Source organism: Corynebacterium nasicanis, assembly GCF_042658165.1.
In the GTDB taxonomy this organism is placed as follows: domain Bacteria; phylum Actinomycetota; class Actinomycetes; order Mycobacteriales; family Mycobacteriaceae; genus Corynebacterium; species Corynebacterium nasicanis.
In genome coordinates this window covers 81,391-97,630 of record NZ_JBHSQE010000003.1, presented here as the reverse complement: position 1 = coordinate 97,630, position 16,240 = coordinate 81,391, and the positions used below count along the sequence as shown (strand labels likewise).

14 protein-coding genes are annotated in these 16,240 nt (G+C 68.5%); 2 read left to right on the top strand and 12 right to left on the bottom strand.

Annotated features, from left to right (window positions below; translation table 11 throughout):
* Window positions 1–7: 7 nt before the first annotated feature.
* From ACFPUZ_RS05070 to ACFPUZ_RS05055, 4 genes are all read right to left on the bottom strand, one after another.
* Entirely contained in the window at window positions 8–1,474 is a 1,467-nt protein-coding gene (locus ACFPUZ_RS05070) for an aldehyde dehydrogenase family protein (protein ID WP_377000945.1), read from the bottom strand.
* A 58-nt stretch (window positions 1,475–1,532) separates the two neighbouring features.
* A complete protein-coding gene (locus ACFPUZ_RS05065) occupies window positions 1,533–2,066 on the bottom strand; it encodes a type 1 glutamine amidotransferase domain-containing protein (RefSeq protein ID WP_377000514.1) in 534 nt (177 codons plus the stop codon).
* A 58-nt stretch (window positions 2,067–2,124) separates the two neighbouring features.
* On the bottom strand, window positions 2,125–3,267 hold the full coding sequence (locus ACFPUZ_RS05060; protein ID WP_377000512.1) for a transglycosylase family protein: 1,143 nt from the start codon (window positions 3,265–3,267) through the stop codon (window positions 2,125–2,127).
* 188 nt (window positions 3,268–3,455) lie between these two features.
* Window positions 3,456–4,295 carry a TatD family hydrolase gene (locus ACFPUZ_RS05055; RefSeq protein ID WP_377000510.1) on the bottom strand — a complete coding sequence of 280 codons (840 nt, stop codon included), beginning with the start codon at window positions 4,293–4,295 and terminating at the stop codon, window positions 3,456–3,458.
* 18 nt (window positions 4,296–4,313) lie between these two features.
* Between ACFPUZ_RS05055 and ACFPUZ_RS05050 the strand changes: the two genes are divergently transcribed.
* Window positions 4,314–4,952, top strand: coding sequence for a cyclase family protein (locus ACFPUZ_RS05050; RefSeq protein WP_377000508.1), 639 nt, complete (start codon window positions 4,314–4,316; stop codon window positions 4,950–4,952).
* 12 nt (window positions 4,953–4,964) lie between these two features.
* Here ACFPUZ_RS05050 and ACFPUZ_RS05045 read toward each other — a convergent pair whose 3' ends face one another.
* The 6 genes from ACFPUZ_RS05045 to rsmI all read right to left on the bottom strand — a co-directional run bounded on the left by ACFPUZ_RS05045 (window position 4,965) and on the right by rsmI (window position 13,501).
* On the bottom strand, window positions 4,965–5,510 hold the full coding sequence (locus ACFPUZ_RS05045; protein WP_377000506.1) for a hypothetical protein: 546 nt from the start codon (window positions 5,508–5,510) through the stop codon (window positions 4,965–4,967).
* A gap of 6 nt (window positions 5,511–5,516) precedes the next feature.
* Complete coding sequence (locus ACFPUZ_RS05040) at window positions 5,517–7,583, bottom strand: RecQ family ATP-dependent DNA helicase (protein ID WP_377000504.1); 2,067 nt, start codon at window positions 7,581–7,583, stop codon at window positions 5,517–5,519.
* Window positions 7,584–7,612: 29 nt separating this feature from the next.
* On the bottom strand, window positions 7,613–8,830 hold the full coding sequence (locus ACFPUZ_RS05035) for an MFS transporter (RefSeq protein ID WP_377000502.1): 1,218 nt from the start codon (window positions 8,828–8,830) through the stop codon (window positions 7,613–7,615).
* 46 nt (window positions 8,831–8,876) lie between these two features.
* Entirely contained in the window at window positions 8,877–10,706 is a 1,830-nt protein-coding gene (metG, locus tag ACFPUZ_RS05030; RefSeq protein WP_377000500.1) for a methionine--tRNA ligase, read from the bottom strand.
* Between the two features lie 10 nt (window positions 10,707–10,716).
* On the bottom strand, window positions 10,717–12,507 hold the full coding sequence (locus tag ACFPUZ_RS05025; protein ID WP_377000499.1) for a BCCT family transporter: 1,791 nt from the start codon (window positions 12,505–12,507) through the stop codon (window positions 10,717–10,719).
* Between the two features lie 145 nt (window positions 12,508–12,652).
* On the bottom strand, window positions 12,653–13,501 hold the full coding sequence (rsmI, locus tag ACFPUZ_RS05020; RefSeq protein WP_377000497.1) for a 16S rRNA (cytidine(1402)-2'-O)-methyltransferase: 849 nt from the start codon (window positions 13,499–13,501) through the stop codon (window positions 12,653–12,655).
* Window positions 13,502–13,524: 23 nt separating this feature from the next.
* On the opposite strand from rsmI, the gene ACFPUZ_RS05015 reads away from it, so the two are divergent.
* Window positions 13,525–15,105, top strand: coding sequence for a dolichyl-phosphate-mannose--protein mannosyltransferase (locus ACFPUZ_RS05015; protein WP_377000495.1), 1,581 nt, complete (start codon window positions 13,525–13,527; stop codon window positions 15,103–15,105).
* Between the two features lie 25 nt (window positions 15,106–15,130).
* Here ACFPUZ_RS05015 and ACFPUZ_RS05010 read toward each other — a convergent pair whose 3' ends face one another.
* Together ACFPUZ_RS05010 and ACFPUZ_RS05005 are read right to left on the bottom strand one after the other, a co-directional pair.
* The gene (locus ACFPUZ_RS05010; protein ID WP_377000493.1) at window positions 15,131–15,829 is read right to left on the bottom strand and encodes a zf-HC2 domain-containing protein; all 699 of its coding nucleotides are present in this window, start codon (window positions 15,827–15,829) and stop codon (window positions 15,131–15,133) included.
* Window positions 15,822–16,229 (bottom strand): DoxX family protein, encoded by a 408-nt coding sequence (locus ACFPUZ_RS05005; protein WP_377000491.1) that lies wholly within the window; start codon window positions 16,227–16,229, stop codon window positions 15,822–15,824. The genes ACFPUZ_RS05010 and ACFPUZ_RS05005 overlap by 8 nt, the downstream gene beginning before the upstream one ends.
* Window positions 16,230–16,240 lie beyond the last annotated feature (11 nt).

Below are 16,240 nucleotides of genomic sequence, written 5' to 3'. Positions count from 1 at the left end.
AACCAATCTAGACCACCTGGGGTGACTCACCGATTCGCACGACTCCGAGAGTCTGCGTGGTGGTGAAGGCGTCAATTGCCCACTCGCCGTTGAAGCGGCCGAGACCAGAGTTGCGGGTCCCTCCGAAGGCGACGTGTGCCTCGTCCTGGATGGGGCCTTCGTTGACGAAAGCCATGCCGGATTCCATACGGCGGGCGAAGCGCAGCCCCCGGTCAAGGTCGCGGGTGAACACGGAGGCGCTGAGCCCGAAGGTGCCGCGGTTAGCCAGTTCGAGAGCGAGATCTTCGTCCCGCGCACTGAGGACTCCGACGAGCGGTCCGAAAATCTCCTCACGGGCGATCTCCATGTCCGGGGTGACGTCGCTGAAGATGTGCGGCGGGATGACGCGGCCGTGGATCTCACCCTCGAGCTCGACGGTGGCACCCTCCTCCCGGGCCCGGACAATCTTCGCACGGAGGGACTCCACCTGGGAGTCGTTGATGATGGGGCCGACCAGGGTGCGCTTGTCCGCCGGATCGCCAACTGCCACCTTCCGTGCGGCCGCGAGGAATTTGCTGAGGAAGGCCTCCCGGATGGGCTCCTCCACGATGATGCGGTTGATGGCCATACAGATCTGGCCGGAATGAAGGAAGGATCCCCCGATGGCGGCGTGGACGGCGGCGTCGAGGTCGGCGTCGGCAAGCACGACGAAGGGGGCGTTTCCGCCGAGTTCCAGGGCGACAGACTTGAGGTGCTCGCCACTGATCGCGACGCGCCCGACTCTCTTCCCCACCGGGGTGGATCCGGTAAAACTGATGAGTCCGGGGACCGGGTGGGCGACGAACTCGTCGCCGATATCGGTCCCGGCACCGACCACCACGTTGAGCACTCCGGCGGGCAGTCCGGCCTCCTCGAAGATGCGGGCCAGCAGCAGGCCACCGGTGACGGGGGTGTCACTGGCGGGCTTGATCACCACGGCGTTGCCCAGCGCCAGGGCCGGGGCCAGCGAGCGTTGGGTGAGGTGGAGGGGGAAATTCCACGGGCTGATGATGCCGACGACCCCCACCGCTTTCCGCTCAACGCGGACCTCCCGCTCAGGGGTGTTGGTGTCGAAAAGGTGGCCCACCATGCGGGTCGGGAAGGAGGCAGCCTCCTGGGTCATGGTGACGGCGAGGCTGACCTCGATGTGGGCTTTGAGCACGGTTGACCCGCTCTCGCGGACGAGCCAGTCGACAATCTCGGATCGGCGAGCGCGCAGGATCTCCGCTGCCGCGAGCATCACCTTGCGTCGCGCCGCCGGTCCCGTCGCTGCCCACCCCCTCTGCGCCTGTCTGGCGGCGGAGTAGGCAGCGTCGAGGTCCCCGGCGTCGGCGAGACGGATGGTGGTCACCACCGTGTCGTCATAAGGGTTGCGGACCTCGACCGTGCGGTCGGAGTGCCCCTCTCTCCATTCACCTGCGATGAACTGGGAGGAAACAGGCGAATCGGCGAACATTCCGGTGACGGTCACGGTGGTCCTTTCCAGGGGATTACCAACTGACCGTTCAGTATATCTAGCGTCGCGCGGCGGCGAACTCCTCCACGATGGCCGCGTTGAAAGCCGGAAGATCCTGCGGCGTCCGGGAGGACACCAGCCCCTGGTCGATGTGAACCTCCTCATCGACCCACGTGGCACCAGCATTACGCAGATCCGTCTTGATCGACTCAAAGCTGGTCAGGGTGCGCCCCTGAAGAACGTCGGCGTCGGTGAGAATCCAGCCCCCGTGACAGATGACGCCCACCGGCTTGTCGGCCGCGAAGTGCGCCTTGACGAAGTCGACGGCCGGACCGTCCATACGAAGCTTGTCGGCGTTGCCCGTGCCGCCCGGAAGGAGAAGGGCATCGAACGAGGCCGGGTCGACATCGGCGGTGACTGCATCGACGGTTACCTCGGTGCCGTTCTTACCCTCGATAGTGCCGGATTCCGGGGCAATGACCGTGACGGTGGCCCCGGCCGCGCGGAGGGCCTCGACGGGTGAGGTGAGCTCGGAGTCCTCGAAACCGTGGGTGGAGAGGACGGCGACCTGGACGTTGCTGAGATCAGACATGGTGGCTACCTTTCATGCGTTTCGGGTTGTGAGTCCCGAGGGTAACCAGTTTTTCTGTCTAGCGCAGGCCCATCTTGGCGGTGCAGGCGGGCCAGGCGCCCCAGCCCTGGCTGGCCTGGGTCTTTTCGGCGATGGCGATCTGCTGCTCGCGGGTGGCCATGTTGGCGGTGGGTGCGAACTGGGTGCCACCGTAGGCGGCCCAGGTGGAGGCGGAGAACTGCAGTCCACCGTGGTAACCGTTGCCGGTGTTGATGGACCAGTTGCCCCCGGACTCGCACTGCGCGAGGGTGTCCCACACCGAGCCACCAGCGACGGAGGGAGCGGTCGGACCAGCCTTGGTGCCGCGGGAGATGCGGGCCGCAGTGGCCGGGGTGATCTCGTGCTCGGCAACCTTTTCACGCGCGGACTCCACACCGTTGACGGTGGTGATGCGGGTGACCACGTCGCGGGTACCGGGGGTACCCGCCTCGATGACGGTCTCAGTACCCTCGGGGGACTGCGGATCGTCGACGTATTCCGCCGGAGCCTCGAAGGACTCGGTGACGGTCTCCTCGGCGATGTCGACACGCTCGACCTCGACCTTGGAGTTGTTGCGCAGGGCGACGTCGAGCCCCGGGGTAACGCGGTCGTGCTCGCCGAGCTCGATGCCGCGGGCGTCGAGAAGCTCGCGGACGTTGGAGGCCGCGACCTCGGTGTAGACGACCTTGCCGCCGTCGTTGACGGCGACGATCTTCGGGGTGGTCACTTCGACGCGCATGCCATCGGTGAGGCGGGTGGCGCCGGACTCGGCGACCTTGGCCGAAGGCCGGACATCGGAGAGCTCGCCGATGAGGTCCTCGACGGTGAGCGCGGTGGAGGTGACCTCGGTGGTTTCACCGTCGATGACGACGGCGACGGGCTTGGCCGTCCGGACCGTGATGGTCTCCCCCTTGGACAGCGACTCGCTGGGGGCCGGGTACACGAGGTCCTGCGCGCCGACGGTGACCCCGGCGGCCTCGAGGGCGCCGGCCACGTCGCGGGACAGCGTAGTCAGCTCGGTGGTCTCACCGTTGACATCAAGGGTGACGTCCTTCTGGGCACCGGCGACGGCGACTCCGCCGACGAGGACGGCACCGAGCACGCCGCCGGCGGCGAGGCGCTTGGTGGTGGAGGTGCCGGTGCTGTTGATCCGCGTGATTCGTGAAGTGGTGTTCAGGCCCATGGGAGTGACGTTCTCGATCTCATTCGGGGGAAGTGTCCGGAACGGACATTTCGGTCGTTGATCACAGTACGGTAACAGTTGCGTGACGTCCAGGAAACCCGCGACACGTCAACATCACATGACGCTGGCGCCACAACCGCCCCAGCAACCCCATCAGACCTGCTCACACGGGCTTGTGAGAGTGGTCACTACCCCCGCTGATACACCCGCTGAAACGTTTCCGTGAGCTCCAGTGCTAGATCTGCCACTTCCTGGCCGCGCGCCTCGGCGATGCACAAGGCGGTGTGCCCGATGAGGGCAGGCTCGTTGCGCGCCCCCCGGAAGGGCTCCGGGGTCATGTACGGCGCATCCGTCTCGACGAGCAGCTGCCCGCGCGGGGCAATCCGCGCCGCCTCCCGCAGCTCGGCATTGCGCTTGAACGTCACATTGCCGGCGAAGCTGAGCACGTATCCGCGCTCGAGTGCCTCCTCCGCCATCGCCAGCGGCGAGGAGAAGCAGTGCAGGATCGTCTCCACCGGGCGCGGGGCGTCGGCCAGCACGGCCATGAGCTCCTCATCCGCCTCCCGGTTGTGCACCATGAGCGCTTTGCCCGAGCTGATCGCCAGGTCAATGTGCCAGCGCAGGGCCTCCTCCTGCACCTCCAGGGGCGCGGTGCGCTCCGGTTCGTGGCGGATCCAGTAGGTGTCCAGGCCGGTCTCGCCGATGGCCACGCAATTCGGATCGGCGGCCATCTCGGTGAGGCGGGCGCGGGCGGCGGCGTCGAGCTCGTGCGCCCGGGTCGGGTGGATGGCGCAGGCCGCGAACACCCGCGGGTGGTGCCGGGCCGCAGCTAGAGCCAGTTCCGCCTCGGCAAGCCCGTCGCCAACCGTGCAGATCCGCTCCACCCCGGCCGCCAGCGCGCGCTCCACGATGGCGTCGACCTCATCAGGCGTCCGCGCCCCCGCCGACGCCAGATGCGTGTGTGCGTCAACGAGGCCGGGAATCCGGTCAGCGGGCACGGGCGTGGGACGGGGCTTCTTCTTGGACATGGCTGACATTCTAGGGTCATGCCGACGTTCCTCGACCTCACCCGCCCGCTGCACCCGGATATGCCCCGCTTCCCCACCGATCCCCCGCTGCAGGTCAGCGAGGTGGAGTCCGCAGCTGCGGACTCCTTCGAGGTACTTTCCTACTCCTTCGTCGGCCCCACGGGCACGCATGTCGACGCCCCGTCACACGTTCTGCCCGGTGGCCGCACCCTCGCCGACATTCCTGTCCATGAGATGCTCCTGCCGCTGGTGGTCTTTTCGCTTATCAGTGATGGGAATGTCTCCTTCCTCACCGCAGCCGACATCCTCACGTGGGAGTGCCGCCACGGACGGGTGCCGACGGGCAGCTTCGCCGCCCTGCACACCGGGTGGTCACCGGGCGAGCCTCAGCCCGGGTGGTCGCTGGATGCAGTGCAGCTTCTCGACGCTCGCGGGGTGGTGGCAATCGGCCACGACACCCTCAACACCGACCCTTCCGCCCTCACCGAAAGTGGCGGGTACCCGGCCCAGCGCTGGTGGTTGGAGCACGACCACTGGCAGGTGGAACTGCTCACGGGTCTCGAACAGGTACCGGTGACGGGCGCTCAGATGTGGGTGTCCTGGCCGGTGCCGGCGGGCGGTTCGTCGTTCCCGTGCCGGGCGATGGCGGCGGTGTGATCTCCCCTCACCTCACCGCTGAAGGTTGACCGGGGTGAACAGGACCCGGAAGTTGTTCTTCCTGCAGAACTCCACCATCGGATGCCCCGCCACCAGGGTCTCCGGATAGTTGATGTCCCTGGCCAGGTAGAACGGCTCACCATCCCAGGGGGAGAATACCTTCCGGGAGATGGTCCTGCTGCCATCGCTCAGGAGTCGATATGAGGACTTCTCCTCATTGATCAAGGGAAGGTACTTCTTCACTCCGGCGACATGGAAATAGCCCTCCACCAGGTCAATTGCGGCGTCGTACAACTCCAGCTCGGCCAACAGGTCGGTGGGTGCCGATTCGACCAGTCTGCGGGAGAAGACAGGAGCCCCGATCATCAGATCCAGGCAATCCGCCTGCCGCATGAGTTCAAGATTGTCCTGTTCGTCGGCCGACAGTGAGATCCAGCGGGTCGTCATCCGCCGCTTCGTGCCCAGGACCAGTGTCTCCAGCAGCGAGAAATAGTCCCCTTCCGCCGTCAGGTACACATCCCCCAACTCCAGCGGTTGGGACATGGAGTACATGCCCATGAGGAATCAGCCCCTGCTCGCCAGTGCCAAAGGCAGCACCGGATGTCCGGCACGCTCCGCCAGCGCGGACCCGGCAACGGTGACGGACCAGCCGGTATCGATGAGGTCGGTGACCAGCAGCACGGGCCCGTCCGACTCCCCCACCCCGGAAAAGTCCCAGTGGTTTAGCAGCCCGGTGACTCGGTAGGCGGAGTTTTGGGCGGCGACCTCCCCCGCCCCGGGGCGCACGGGCAGCACACCGCCGAAGCTCATCCGCCCAACTGCGGCGATGGCCTCGGCGAGAGCCTCTACGAAGGCCGTGCGCTGCGAATCATGCGACCCGAGCGCCACCACCGTGGTCGGGCGCTGCGCCCAGTCCCAGTCGGAGAGCACGGCGACGATGCGCGGGAGCCAGGTGTCCTGCTGCCACGGGGAGCTCGGGCGCCAGGAGGGGTCAGCGAGCAGCGCCGTCAGCGCCGGACCGCGGGCAATGTCGTTGAGGCGGCCCAGGGCGCGGCCGGGTTCCACGCCGTGGATGCGCCCGCGCACGGAGATGCCCGTGGGCCACTGGCGGCGCTGGGTGACGCGGACTCCGGGGGCGGTGAGGCGGGCGTCGACACGCTCGGCTACGGACGGGTCCACGGCCGTCTCCCAGCGGCGGCCGGTGCAGTTGTCACAGCGCCCGCAGGGTCCTGCGGCGGTGGCGTCATCGAGTTGCTCGCGCAGGAAGAGCATGCGGCAGCCGTCGGTGTTCTCGTAGGCGACCATGGCCTCCTGCTCGGCGGTCCGGGCTTGGGCGAGGCCGGCGTAGCGCGCGGCGTCGTACTCCCAGGGCTGCCCGGTGCCGACCCAGCCGCCGCGCACACGCCGCACCGCCCCGTCGACGTCAAGGACCTTGAGCACCTGGTCGAGGCGTGAGCGGGAAAGGTCCACCTGGGTCTCGAGCTTCATCGTCGACTGGGCCTCGTCCCCCAGCACGCTCAGCAGGTGACGCACCGTCTCCTCGTCGGGGAAGGAGACGGAGGCGAAGTACTCCCAGATGTCGCGGTCCTCGGCGCCCGGGAGCAGGATGACCTCCGCACGCTCGGTACCACGGCCCGCACGGCCGATCTGCTGGTAGTAGCTCACGGGTGATCCCGGCGCGCCGACGTGGACGACGAATCCGAGGTCAGGTTTGTCGAAACCCATCCCGAGCGCCGAGGTGGCCACCAATGCCTTGAGCTCGTTGGCCAGCAGCGCATGCTCGAGACGTTCGCGCTCTGCGGCCTCCGTGCGGCCGGTGTAGGCGGCGACGTTCCACCCGGCGGCCTCCAGCGCCTCCGCCAGGTCCTCGGCGGCGGCGACGGTGAGGCAGTAGATGATGCCGGAGCCCTCCAGCTCCGCGAGGTGGGTGGCCAGCCAGGCGGGACGCCGGGTGGTGTCCGGCAGCCGGACCACCGACAGGTGGAGGGATTCGCGGTCGAGCCCGCCGCGCAGCAGGCCGGTGTCCGGCCCGAGCTGCGCCTGCACGTCCGCCACCACGCGGTCATTGGCGGTCGCGGTGGTCGCCAGCACGGGCACTCCGTCTCGCAGTCCGCCCAGCAGGTCCCGGATACGGCGGTAGTCGGGGCGGAAGTCATGCCCCCAGTCGGAGATGCAGTGCGCCTCATCGACGACGACCATCCCGACCGTCGCCGCCAACGACGGCAGGACCTCGTCGCGGAATCCGGGGTTGTTGAGCCGCTCGGGCGAGACCAGCAGCACGTCGATCTCCCCGGCGGCGACCTGCCCCTGGATCTCCTCCCATTCGGTCATGTTCGCGCTGTTGAGGGTGGCGGCGCGGATCCCGGCGCGCTGCGCGGCCGCCACCTGGTTACGCATGAGCGCCAGCAGCGGGGAGATGATGAGCGAGGCACCCGCCCCGGAATCGCGCAGCAGCTTGGCCGCGATGAAGTACACCGCCGACTTACCCCAGCCGGTGCGTTGGACGACGAGCATCCGGCGCCGGGCGTTAACGAGGGCGTCGATAGCCGTCCACTGGTCATCGCGCAACTGCGCGCCCGGCCCCGCTATGCCGGTGAGGAGTTCATTGGCCCGTTCCCTGGTTGCCTGCATGGCCCCCACGCTAGACCATGCCCCCGACATTAGCCCTGAGCTGCGAGTTCGTCGTCAACGAAGCTGGCCCGCGCCGCCCGGAACCCGGCCGCCCCCATGAGGACGCAGATGCCCGCCAGCACGGGCAGGATGAGGGACCAGCCGCCCGTCGATTCGCGGACGATGCCGACCACCAGGGGGCCGATCGCCGCGATGACGTAGCCGACGGGCTGGACGAAACCCGAGAGGCGGGCCGTGACCAGCGGGACGCGGCTGCGGGCGGGGATGAGCGCGATGGCCGTCGGGAAGCAGAAACCTCCCAGGCCGAGGAACACCGACCACAGCAGGGGCACGAATCCGGGGGCCAGCCACAGGCCGACGTAGCCGGCGGCCATGAGCGCGGAGAACAGCACCGGCAGCCACACGACGGAACGCAGGCGGTCGATGATGATCGGCATGATGAGCCCGCCGGCGATGTTGAAGCTGCCCGCCAGCGCCAGCGCCAGGCTGGCGGTGGACGCGGACACCCCGTGGTCGATGTAGATCTTCGGCAGCCACCCCATCTGGATGTAGGCGTGCATCGACTGCAGTCCGAAGAAGAGCATGAGGAACACGGCCGTGGGCGAACGCCACAGCGACACGTGTTTCGCGGGGCCGGCGTCCGTCGCCGCGCGCGGCGCCGTCGAGGAGGGCACATCCCGTCCGACCCGGACGAGGACGGTGAACCACACGAGGACCTGCAACGCCGCGGGTATCGCCCACAGGAACAGGGCCCAGCGGAAGTTGTCGCTGAGCAGCGCGGTGAGGGGCCCGGCGGCGCCGGAGATGCCCAGCACGGAACCGTAGACCGTCATGAGGGCGACGATGTGCCGGCCGCCGTGGTTCTTGATCCACGCCGGCAGCAGGACGTTCGCCAGGGCGATGCCCACGGTGACGAAGACGGTGAGCACGATGAACGCCCAGATATCGCCGACCCACGGACGGGCCGCCAGGCCTACCAGGGACATGACCATGCCGAAGAAGAGCGTGCGGGACAGCCCCACCCGCGTGGCCAACGGCACGGCCAAAAGGCCGAGGAGGGAGAAGAACAGGCCGGGGACGGCCGTGATGACACCGGCGAGGGAGCCGCCGACGCCGAAGGCCGCGAGGGCGTCGGCAAGCACGGCGCCGAGCGAGGAGATGCCGGAGCGCAGGTTGATCGCCGCGATGAAGACGGCGGCGAACAACAGCCCGGCGGGCAGGAGCAGGCGGGAACGGGGGGTACTCAAGCGAAGCCTCCTTACGGTAAAGGCCCAGCCTAGTACGTCACACCTTTTACTGGACCGGGGCCCACTCCGGGCCGGTCTCCGCCAGCTCCGGATCCAGCTTCTGGATGAGCGGGGCCGGCTTGCTCAGCGGGGTCCCCGGGATGACGTCGACGCGCTCCCACACCGCCTGCTGCTGCGTGTAGTCGCCGGTGATCACCGGGTAGGTCGCGCCCTCCTCGGGCAGGCCGACGCCGACGAGCTCGACCGGCATGTCGTCGCTGACCTCGTGGATCTCGGGGCGCGCCGCCCACACTCCCTCTCGGCCGAGGGTCTCGTGCACCTGCTGCGCGATGTGCGGCAGGTAGGGGGTGAGCAGGGTGTTGCAGTCGGAGACCACCTGCAGGGCGGTCCACAGGACGGTGGCCAGGCGCTCGCGCTGGGACTCGTCCTTGGCCAGCTTCCACGGCTCCTGATCGGCGATGTAGGCGTTCGCCTCGCCGACGACGTGCATGGCGGCGGTGATGCCGTTCTTGAACTTCGACAGGGCCAGGTTCTCCCCGACGATATCGAAGGTCCGGGCGGCCAGATCGAGGATGGCCGTGTCGGCGTCGCTGAGCTCGCCCGGGGTGGGGACCTCGCCGAAGTTCTTGTGCGCCATGGACACCGTGCGGTTGACCAGGTTGCCCCAGCCGTTGGCCAGCTCGTTGTTCACGCGGCGGACGAACTCGTCCCAGGTGAAGTCGGTGTCGGTGTTCTCCGGGCCGGCGACCGCGATGAAGTAGCGCAGCGGGTCGGGACCGAACTCGGCGAGGAAGTCCTTGACGTAGATGACCACGCCCTTCGAGGAGGAGAACTTGGAGCCCGACATGGTGAGGAACTCCGAGGACACGACCTCGGTCGGCAGGTTGATCTCGCCGTACTTGTGCAGCTGCCCGCCCTTGGCGCCGCGGCCCGCGTAGCCGAGCAGCTCGGCCGGCCAGATCTGCGAGTGGAAGGTGATGTTGTCCTTGCCCATGAAGTAGTAGCCCTCGGCGGCCGGGTCCTGCCACCACTGCTTCCAGGCGTCCGGGTTACCGGAGCGCCAGGCCCACTCGATGGAGGAGGAGAGGTAGCCGATGACCGCGTCAAACCAGACGTAGAGCTTCTTGGCGTTGTTGTCCTCCCAGCCCTCGACGGGAACCGGGACACCCCAGTCGATGTCGCGGGTCATGGCGCGGGGGCGCAGGTCCTCCAGCAGGTTGAGGGAGAACTTGAGCACGTTGGGGCGCCAGTCCTCGCGGTCGCGCAGCCAGGCGCCCAGCGCCTCGGCGAGGGAGGGCAGGTCGAGGAGGAAGTGCTCGGTCTCGACGAACTCGGGGGTCTCGCCGTTGACCTTGGACACCGGGTTGATCAGGTCGGCGGGGTCGAGCTGGTTGCCGCAGTTGTCGCACTGGTCGCCGCGCGCGCCCTCGGCGCCGCAGAGCGGGCAGGTGCCCTCGATGTAGCGGTCCGGCAGCGTGCGGCCGGTGGAGGGGGAGACGGCACCCATGGTGGTCTCCTTGATCATGTAGCCGTTCTCGTAGAGGCCCTTGAACAGCTCCTGCACCACCGCGTAGTGGTTGCGGGTGGTGGTGCGGGTGAACAGGTCGTAGGACAGGCCGAGCCCGGCGAGATCCTCGACGATCTGCCGGTTGTAGCGGTCAGCCAGCTCCTTGACCGTGACGTTCTCCTTGTCGGCCTGGACCAGCAGCGGGGTGCCGTGCTCGTCGGTGCCCGAGATCATGAGCACCTGGTTGCCGATCATCCGCTGGTAGCGGGCGAAAACATCGGAGGGGACGCCGAAACCGGCGACGTGTCCGATGTGGCGGGGGCCGTTCGCATACGGCCAGGCGACGGAGACAAGCACAGACTGGGTCATGGAGACCACCTTATTTCATGGGCTGTGACTTGTTGCGTTTGGCCGATCGCTTGACCCTCTCCGCCCGCTGCGCCCGGCGTTCCTCGGTGCGGCGGTGTTCGGCGTGGAGGCGTCGTTCGCGGGCCAGGCGGGCGCTGAATTCGCGCTGCGAGCGGTGGTCGAGGTAGAGCGGATCATGGCTGAGGTCCTTCCACAGCGCTGCCATGAGGGCGAGGATGACCAGCAGGAAGGGGCTGGCGGCGGCGATGGTGATCGCCTGCAGGTTGCCCAGGGAGTCCTCGGAGGAGGTGAGCATGACCATGCCGACGGCGGCAGTCATGAGGCCCCACATGGCGGAGACCCAGGGGGTCGCGTCGCTGCGCCCGCCCTGGGAGAGGGTGCCCATGACGGTCGAGGCCGAGTCGGCGGAGGTGATGAAGAAGGTGCCCAGCAGGAACATGGCGAACAGGCCCGCGATGGTGCCGCCCGGCAGCTGGTGCAGCAGGTTGAACAGCTGCGCCTCGGCGGAGCCGTCGCCCCAGATGGAGGTGCCGTTCTGCTCGAAGGTGATGGCGGTGCCACCGAAGATGGCGAACCACACCAGGGAGACCAGCGAGGGGACGACGAGGACGCCGATGGTGAATTCGCGGATGGTCCGGCCGCGGGAGATGCGCGCGAGGAACATGCCGACGAAGGGCGACCAGGAGATCCACCACGCCCAGTAGAAGATGGTCCACGTCGACAGCCATTCGCCGGCGGTGCCGTCGGCGGACATGGCGGTGCGCCCGGCCATCTCGAAGAACTGGGAGAAGTAGGAGGACAGGGCCGTCGGCAGCAGGTTGAGCACGGAGACGGTCGGCCCGAGGATGAACACGAAGATGGCCAGCGCCGCGGCGATGAGCATGTTCGCGTTGGACAGGTACTGGATGCCCTTGCCCACGCCGGACACCGCGGAGAGCACGAAGGCGAGGGTGAGCACGGCGATGATGCCGACGATGGTCCAGGTGCCGGGGGCGTCGATGAGCCCGGAGGCGGAGAGCCCGGCGCGGATCTGCAGCGCGCCGACGCCGAGGGAGGTGGCGGTGCCGAAGATGGTGGCGATGATCGCCAGGATGTCGACGAGCCGGCCCACCGGACCGCGCGCCCCCTTCTCCCCCAGCAGCGGCACGAAGGCCGAGGAGATGAGTTGGCGACGCCCCAGGCGGAACGTCGAGTACGCGATCGCCAGCCCGACGATGGCGTAGATCGACCACGGGTGCAGCGTCCAGTGGAAGAGCGTCGAGGCCAGGGCCGCGCCCACCTCGTTGGGCTGGTGCGCGGGCACGCCCTCGCGGTAGAAGGTGAGCGGCTCGGTGGCGCCGTAGAACATGAGCCCGATGCCCATGCCCGCGGCGAACATCATGGCGATCCAGGAGACGGTGCGGAACTCCGGCTCCTCCTCGTCCCCGCCGAGCGTGATGCCGCCGAAACGCGAGGCCGCGACGATGATCATGAACGCGACGAAGATCGTGCCGGAGATGACGAAGGCCCAGCCGAGGTTGTCCATGATGAAGGTCAGCGCCCCGGCGCCGAAGGAGGCGAAGCTCTCCGGGCCGGCCAGACCCCAGGCGACGGTGGCGGCGACGACGAGTCCGGCGATGCCGATGATCCACCAGTCGAAACCAGGTTCCTCGCCGGGTTCCGGGGCGACGTCGACGTTCTCCTGCTCGAGGCGGTCGCCGATGAGGGCGGCGTCATCCATCATCGCGGCGAGTTCCCCGGTCGCGGTGGGCGGCGTCCCCCGCCCTGATTCAGATGTAGTCATAAATGCAGTGTCGTGCATGCCCGGACGGGTATCAAAAACACAGCCGCGTATCGACGCCCCCTCCGACCCGCCCGACCCCGCCCGTTACGTTTCCGTTACCATCCGTTCCCCCAGCAAGAACGGGCGATACGGACACGTAACCTCACGAACACATAACAAACGACTAGCGCGCCGCGAGCACCGCCGCGTAGAGCTCCCTGTTGGACACTCCCCGCCCCGCCGCGATCTCCCGGCACGCATCCTTGAGCCGGGTGCCCTCCGCGACGAGCGCCTCCACCACCGGAACCAGCGCCTCCACGTCCGCCTCCTCGACCGTGCCCCCTTCAATGACCACGGTGATCTCCCCCTTCATTCCTCCGGCCGCCCACTCCGCCAGCTCCGCCAGTCCGCCGCGGCGGACTTCCTCGTAGGTTTTCGTCAGCTCGCGGCACACCGCCGCGCGCCGGTTCGGACCCAGCACCTCCGCCGCCACCGCGAGCGTCTCGGCCAGGCGGTGCGGGGATTCGAAGAAGCAGACCGCCCGCTCCTGCGTGCGCAACGATTCGAGCCAGCTGCGCCGGGCCCCCGCCTTCCGGGGGGCGAAACCGTCGAAGAGGAAGCGGCCGACCGGCAGCCCCGACAGAGCCAGGGCGGTGGGCACAGCGGAGGGGCCGGGCAGGCAGGTGACGGGAACGCCCTCCGTGTGCGCGGCGTCGACCAGCGAGAACCCGGGGTCGGAGACGAGCGGCATGCCCGCGTCGGTGACGACGAGGACGAGGCCGTGGCGGGCGGCGTCGATAAGCTGCCGGGCCCGACCCTCCTCGTTGTGGTCGAAGTTGGACACCACGCGACCGGTGATCTCCACCCCGAGCGCCGCCGCCAGATGGCGCACGCGGCGGGTGTCCTCCGCGGCGATGACGGCCGCCTCCGCCAGCGCGGCACGCAGGCGCGGGGAGGCGTCGTGGACGTTGCCGAGCGGCGTGGCGGCAAGCACCACACCCCTCGACGGCAGCAGCGGAGCATCGGAGACCATGCCCGTATCCTAGACTCGTCCCCGTGAGCACCGCCCTGAGCACCACCGTCGCCCCTCCCCGTCACGCCCGGCGGGTACGCCCCGTCACCCCGCGCCCGTGGGCGTGGACGCGCGCCGACACGTGGAGCACCCTGGCCATCGCCGTGCTGGCCCTGTTCACCCGTTTCATCGGCCTGACCAGCGCCGTTTCCTCCGGCACGCCCGTCTTCGACGAGAAGCACTACGTCCCCCAGGCCTGGGACATGGTGCGCTCCTGGGAGAACCCGCTCATCGGGGGCATCGAGTCCAATCCCGGATACGGCCTGGTGGTGCACCCGCCGTTGGGCAAACAGCTCATCGCGCTCGGCGAGTGGATGTTCGGCTACACCCCCCTGGGCTGGCGTTTCATGGTCGCCCTCTGCGGCGCCGCGACCGTGGTGATGACGATGCTGCTCGTCCGCCGCCTCGCCGGCTCCTGGCAGGTGGCCACCTTCGCCGGGGTCATCGCCGTGTGCGACGGCGTCCTGCTGGTGGCCTCGCGTTTCGGCATGCTCGACATCTTCCAGGTGCTCTTCATCGTCGCCGCCGCCTTCGCGCTGGTCTGCGATCACGAACAGGTGCGCACCCGCCTGCACCAGGCCTGGCTCGACGGCCGTCTCGGGGACTCGCCCTACGGCCCGCGGCTGGGTTTCCGGTGGTGGCGCTTCGCCGCCGGCGTCGCGCTCGGCCTCGCGCTCGGCGTCAAATGGTCGGGGCTGTATTACATGGCGTTCTTCGGCCTGGCGGCCGTGCTTCTCGACGCCGCCCTCCGCCACCGCTACGCCATCCCCCGCCCCGTCTCCGGAGCCCTGCTGCGCGACGCCGTCCCCGCCTTCGCCTCCCTGGTCATCGTCCCCGTCCTGCTCTACTTCTGGAGCTGGCGCGCCTGGTTCGCCGCCGAAACCTCCGTCTACCGCCACGCCCAGGTCGACGGGCAGATGTCCTTGTCCGTCCTGACCAAGCTCATGCCCGACTGGGCCGCCGGGTTCTGGCACTACCACGAGTCCGTGCTCGCCTTCCACGCCTCGCTGACCAGCTCCGGGGGCCACTCCCACCCCTGGGACTCCAAGCCCTGGTCCTGGCTCGTGGCCTCCCGCCCGGTCCTTTACTTCTCCTCCACCGACATCGAGTGTCTGGTGGGCACCTGCCGCCGGATGATCTACCTCTTCGGCATTCCGGCGATCTGGTGGCTGACCGTCCCGGTCCTGCTCTGGGCCCTGTGGTGCCTGGTGGTGCGCCGCGACCGCCGCTTCGTGCTGCCCCTGGTGGGTTTCCTGGCCGGCTTCCTCCCCTGGCTCATCGGCTACGACCGCCAGATGTACTTCTTCTACGCCACCGCCCTCGTGCCCTTCACCATCGCGCTGCTGGCCCTGACTCTCGGGCAGCTGCACGGGCGGGGGACGCCGGTCGCGTGGCCGTGGGTGCGGCGACTGGCCGGCGGGGAGATCCGCTGGGGCACCCTCGCGGTGATCGGGTACCTGGCGCTGGTGGTGGCGTCGTTCCTGTACTGGTCGCCGATCCTCTACGGGTTCCTCGTCCCGGAGTTCTGGTACCAGTCGCTCATGTGGCTGCCGAGCTGGGTGTAAGCGGGCGTCGTAAAGACGAACCCACTCAGACCGGCCCGGACCCCAGCTCCCGCAGCAGCGCCCGCACCGACACATAACCGTGGTGGTTGAGCCACGCCCACGCCAGGGCGAGCAACGTCACCAGCAGCAGGAGCAGCGCCGGGATCTGCCCCGCGCCGACGGTGTCCAGCACGAAGTCACGCATGAGGAAGCCGAAGAGGAAGGTCCACATCGCGCCCAGCACCACCAGCAACGGGGAGACCAGGCGCGGCTTCCAGGCGACGGTGAACAGGCCGAGGGCAAAGGAGAGGCGGACGGCGGCGGCGTCGACAAGCAAGGAGGCGGTGCGGGGGTCGGCGTCCGGTGCCGACACGCCGTCGACCACGGGGTTGAGGCCGCCGGCGGCGCCGAGCAGCTGCACGCCCCACACGACCCACAGCACGCCGACCACGACGAGCAGCACGCGCGCGACGGCCAGCCCGACGCTGCGGGCGGTGGCGGCGCGGCGCCAGGCGGGTTCGACGCCGGCGATGATGACCTCGGAGAGGTCGGCGGGCGGGCTCATACCGTGGTCGCTCGTCTCAATGAAGCGCAGGCGGCGGCTGAGCGCCAGGGCGTCGTCGTGGAACTTCTGGCATTGTTCACAGACGGCCAGGTGCGAATCGACGATGTCGTCACTCAGCGGCGAGGGTTCTCCATCGATCCGGGCGGAGAGTGCCGCCTGCACCTTCTCGTGGTCAATCACTGCTCAACACTCCATCGAGGCTCACCCGGCCGGACCCGAACACCACGACCATGAGCAGCGCGGCCACCAGCACGACCGGGTACTCGATGCCGCCGGTGGCGGTGAAGAAACCGCCGTCGACATGCACGAACCAGATCGCCGCCACCATGAGCAGCGCCAGCAGCCCGGCAATGAGCGTGGTCAGCAGGCCCACCACCAGCAGCGCGCCGCCGAGCAGTTCGGTCCCCATGACCAGCCAGGCGGAGAGTTTCGGTTGCGGCACCCCCCACGCGGAAAACTGGCCGGTGGTCTCGGTCAGGCCGGTGAACATGAGTTTGTCCCAGCCGTGCGCGACGAACACGGTGCCGAGGACGATACGCAGAAGCAGCAGCGCAGCATCCCTCACGGCCGGTTTGTCCATGCGGATAGACT

Coding starts and splice junctions, on each gene's coding strand:
- ACFPUZ_RS05065 (WP_377000514.1), bottom strand. CDS start 2,066: ATGTCTGATCTCAGCAACGTCCAGGTCGCCGTCCTCTCCACCCACGGT.
- ACFPUZ_RS05050 (WP_377000508.1), top strand. CDS start 4,314: ATGCCGACGTTCCTCGACCTCACCCGCCCGCTGCACCCGGATATGCCC.
- ACFPUZ_RS05070 (WP_377000945.1), bottom strand. CDS start 1,474: ATGTTCGCCGATTCGCCTGTTTCCTCCCAGTTCATCGCAGGTGAATGG.
- ACFPUZ_RS05045 (WP_377000506.1), bottom strand. CDS start 5,510: ATGGGCATGTACTCCATGTCCCAACCGCTGGAGTTGGGGGATGTGTAC.
- ACFPUZ_RS05055 (WP_377000510.1), bottom strand. CDS start 4,295: ATGTCCAAGAAGAAGCCCCGTCCCACGCCCGTGCCCGCTGACCGGATT.
- ACFPUZ_RS05040 (WP_377000504.1), bottom strand. CDS start 7,583: ATGCAGGCAACCAGGGAACGGGCCAATGAACTCCTCACCGGCATAGCG.
- ACFPUZ_RS05025 (WP_377000499.1), bottom strand. CDS start 12,507: ATGCACGACACTGCATTTATGACTACATCTGAATCAGGGCGGGGGACG.
- ACFPUZ_RS05060 (WP_377000512.1), bottom strand. CDS start 3,267: ATGGGCCTGAACACCACTTCACGAATCACGCGGATCAACAGCACCGGC.
- ACFPUZ_RS05005 (WP_377000491.1), bottom strand. CDS start 16,229: ATGGACAAACCGGCCGTGAGGGATGCTGCGCTGCTGCTTCTGCGTATC.
- metG (WP_377000500.1), bottom strand. CDS start 10,706: ATGACCCAGTCTGTGCTTGTCTCCGTCGCCTGGCCGTATGCGAACGGC.
- rsmI (WP_377000497.1), bottom strand. CDS start 13,501: ATGGTCTCCGATGCTCCGCTGCTGCCGTCGAGGGGTGTGGTGCTTGCC.